This window comes from uncultured Fluviicola sp. (genome assembly GCF_902168135.1).
In the GTDB taxonomy this organism is placed as follows: Bacteria; Bacteroidota; Bacteroidia; order Flavobacteriales_D; family Crocinitomicaceae; genus Fluviicola.
The window spans coordinates 1-4,089 of record NZ_CABHOL010000004.1; the positions used below are offsets into that span (position 1 = coordinate 1).

Annotated in this window: 3 protein-coding genes; all 3 read right to left on the minus strand. The window is 40.2% G+C overall.

Annotated elements, in window-relative coordinates:
- Positions 1-1,036 (minus strand): hypothetical protein (locus QZT69_RS00300; protein WP_294669349.1); only part of this gene is annotated, 1,036 nt, incomplete at its 3' end.
- A 99-nt stretch (positions 1,037-1,135) separates the two neighbouring features.
- On the minus strand, positions 1,136-1,975 hold the full coding sequence (locus tag QZT69_RS00305; RefSeq protein WP_294669351.1) for a hypothetical protein: 840 nt from the start codon (positions 1,973-1,975) through the stop codon (positions 1,136-1,138).
- A 1-nt stretch (position 1,976) separates the two neighbouring features.
- Positions 1,977-4,089: DNA/RNA non-specific endonuclease (locus QZT69_RS00310; protein WP_294669355.1), on the minus strand; the 2,113-nt coding region annotated here is incomplete at its 5' end.

The window sequence follows — 4,089 nt, forward strand, 5'->3', positions numbered from 1 at the left end:
GCTGTGTTTTGCCTTCTGCCGTTTGTGTTTTTTTCAGTACTTCCCAGATCCACTGGAAATTTTCCGGAGCGTTATAGGCCAAACAGTTTTGTAGGTTTTGGCAAAGATATGCCGCGTCTATAACATCTGGTGATGGCGGGGCGTTAGGTGAAACTTCTACGCCTTCGAGCTCAAAGTTAGTCGTATACCTCTTACCATCGCTTTGTACGGTAACAAACAGCGTGTCATAAAATACAGTTGGATTACTTTTTGTATATTCTTCCTGGATGAACAGAAACAATACTTTCATCTCTTCGGTGATAGACAATTTACATGGAACTTCATCTGCACGCCATTTTTTCTCCTTGCCTTCCAGAGAATTGAACAGGTATAAGCCGCAGTCGCCGGTCCAGCGTGCGCTCTCGTAGGTAATGGAATAATAGCCACCATCCCAGAGAGGATCATTAGGATAGGTTACTGCTTTGTTCAATTCCTCGAAAGCTTTGTCAAGTGTAAGTGCTGCAGTGTTGAATTTTACTCCTACTTTTGGCAAAGTCTGAATTTGGTCAGGTTTGTTGGCTGATGGGGAAGCTTCGGGTTCGGAAATTTTATTCATAGGCTCCATAGACAGGTGTTCAACCTCCAGATCTTTGACTTCTTCAGGATTTCGCCACCATGGTATTAGCTGGTCAAGTTCAGATTTTGAGATAGGTTTAAAAAAATCTTCACTTACATCATTATCGAAAAGAATCTTTATAGTGGCTTCCTCCACGTTTCTTTTCTCCGCTAAAAATATTATTCGATTGTATTTCGAATCCTGATTTAAACTAAAAATTGCATTATAGAATGACTTAATGTAATCGTCGTTAAAACGAACTACTCTCATGTTTTTAATTACCTCTCCAGCATCATCTTTCGGAATTTGGAAGGTCTTAAATCCTCTGTTGATAAATGGGGGAAAGTCTATTATTATTTCTAATGAAGACCAATCTCGATTTAGTGATTCATTTAACAATCTGATCAGCTTTGCTCGTAGCTCATTCAATATGTCTTTCATTTAATTTTTTTTGTTCGTGTGTGACATGAACAATACGCCAAAACGCCATCGTCGATTTTTTAAATAACTGTGTATAATGAAAAAGTCAAAACGCACTTGTTACTTAATGAAAACTTCTTCTCCGTTCATCTCATAATTCGCTTCAATTATTCCATTTTTTTCAATGGAAACATATAAGGAATTCCATTTCACACCAGGATCTATAAGCTTAGTTGCTAATTGGATTGCCTGGTAAATACTTATCATTCTTTCCGTCACATTAGGCAAATCGATTTGAGCATAACTAGATCTCAACTTGATTGAATCTTCAGGATGGAAATAGTATAGCATAATTTCACCGCTATATTCCCGCGAATAGTTTTCCTTGATTTCAATTAAACCACCATCCCAAAGTGTCGTTGTATTGTCTCTGATGTAAGGGTCGAATAATCTGTAAAGTTCTTCTAGTGATTTTTCCGCAAGCTCTGATTGTGAAACAGCGGGCTCTTCCTTGGGTAAGAGTTCAATATGTTTTTTTAGCATACCCATTTCATATGTTTCTTGCGGCGGACTTGGTTCACTTTGAGGCATATACCAAATATGATATTTCCCCCTCATGCTCGCAGGAATATACTTCTCGTACTCATCTTTTACTGCTTGGTCCCAATACAACTCAATGTTGCATATTTTTTCGTCTTCAACATGGATTTTGAGTACATTAATCAATTTTTCTTTATTAGCATTCCGAAAAATATCCGCCATTTTTAAAGACAGTTCCGAAAACCAGACTGAATCATATTCCTGGTTCGACGGGTCATCTAAATTCACTTGTTCCATGCTGTAACTATCATTTGGAGATGGTGCTGCATTAACTTTATAATAGTATGTTTTCCATGTGGGGTTCTGCACCCTCATTTTTTCAACTATTGTTTCTGAGACATCTTTAAGCAACTTTTCCATATCAGTTATTATTGTGAAATTTAGTTCGTTTTGTTCCATTCTCAAACCACTCCACATTAAACCCAGTAGGCCTTGAATTTGTTCCGTAAACTACTTCAATTTTGATATTTGTGATACTTATTCCATTGCTAACCTGCGTTGCCCAACTTTGTTCCATTTGCCACCATTCGCCTGGAGGTTGATTAAGGGATTGCTTCATTGGAACAAGGTTAATTTGCTCACCTGGTCCACCAAATTGACTTCCCAATAAATGCCCTCCCTGATCTGTACCATGTATCCCATTTTTATCCAAGACTGCCTTTTTTTGTTGATGAGTATTTCTGAGATTGTTGTAATCAAAGTTAGGGTCTTTTTGCAGAGTCGGAATCTCTACTTTGGTAACTTTTCCATTTGCATCCGTAAGAAAGGATGCATGTTTTGTAACATATGTATGATTCGTCTTTAGTGGAAGATCATTGAGTTCCTTATTCCAGCCCAAATTTTTCCTGCCCTGTGGGTTATAACTGACATTAGTTGCTGGCGGCCCCTGGTCAGGGAAATCAGGTGGCTGTGATGTGTGTGGCGGCATTTGCACCTCGTTCAAATCCTGTTTAACAAATTGCTCCACCTGTGCATCGGTAGGCAGGTTGCCATTTGCATCCTTATAGTCGTTCTTATTATACTTATACACTCTTGTATCAGCAGCATTTTTCTCAACAACAACCATCACATTTTCACCACCATCCACATTCTTTGTCAACAACCTTTTGTCATTGATCTTTTCAACAACCAGTCCGTTATCCGATGCATTTTTGAGTGCAGTCGAAGCCGGATGATTGGTAGATCCCTCAGGTATAAACTTCTGAATATCGCTTATATTATCTCCGGATTTCTTGACTACATCAATTCCCTTTGTAATAGTCTTCAACCCTGAAATCAGAATCATGGAAGCTTGTACTCCATGTTTCCCTCCCTGATACCACTTACGGTCTCCTCCAGCAACATAATTTGCGTGTCCGCTGGCATTACTAAGGATTTGCTTGATCTTTTCACTGTCCATTCCTTTTACTCCGTCCCAGAGGCTCGTGAAAGTTTGACGGGGATGCCGGATACATTCATAAGCTGTCTCAACGAGCTGAACTACGCCAGTGATTTCGTCGCCAATCTGATCGGTACAGCCGGCTGCAGCTGACGGCAGGCTGAAAGGACTGGCATCAAAATTTGCTTTTACTCCAGTAGGTGCAGGAACTCCTGCAGCTCTTCTGCCTTGATCCCACACGGTTTCAGGCATGGCTCCAGTTTTAATCATTGATTTGCCGATATCACAAATCGCAGCAAGTGACTGGAATAGATCCATATTTGCTTTTTTGAAATATTCTCCATTTCCGGCGTCAATTTTCGCAGCTTCATTAAGGTTCATCGTACCAACTTTCTTCAATAGTTTAACCTCTTCATCAGCATGCTTCCTTATTACTTCTTTGATCTGGGTCAGTTTAGCCTGCATTTTCGGATGGACCTGACCTTGTCCTTCCTTTGCGGGGTTTAACTTCAGGTCATAATTCCATTTCCCGGCATTATCAATGCACCCTTTAATAAGTACATCCGGGTCTGAAGAAGTTGGATTATTAAAAGAATTGAGTTCCTGGTCTTGCGCAGTCCCCGAAATTTTATTCACTACACCGCTTTTTCCAATGGTGTATTTAGCTTTATTAGTTGCGCAGTCATAGAGGATAATCTTTACATTGTTATTCGTTGACTTTCTCAGGAAATTTCCCAGATCGGCTCCACGATGTTGCACATACTGATCAAGGTTCCAGTTATTACCTGTGGCACCTGGCTGATTTTTCGGACATTCAATAGGATGCTCATCTGTGGCAGCTCCCGGCACTTTATCCAGAAACTCTATTTCGTCATTTACACTGGCCATCGCCCCTCCTACAGTTGATGGTACGGATGTTCCCTTCTTATAGCTTACAACTTCCCTCACCAGTTTACAATTACCATCAGAACCTTTTACTACTTTCAGCTTTACTACCCTGACAAAGCCATCTGGATCAGCTGGTGGATAACTGAATGGGCCATATGGCTTACTGGGATCAAGCACTCCATTGACCATTTCATAATATCCCTGAAAC

Excerpts from the sequence above, each read along its gene's own strand:
- QZT69_RS00305 (WP_294669351.1), bottom strand. The coding sequence starts at position 1,975 with ATGGAAAAGTTGCTTAAAGATGTCTCAGAAACAATAGTTGAAAAAATG.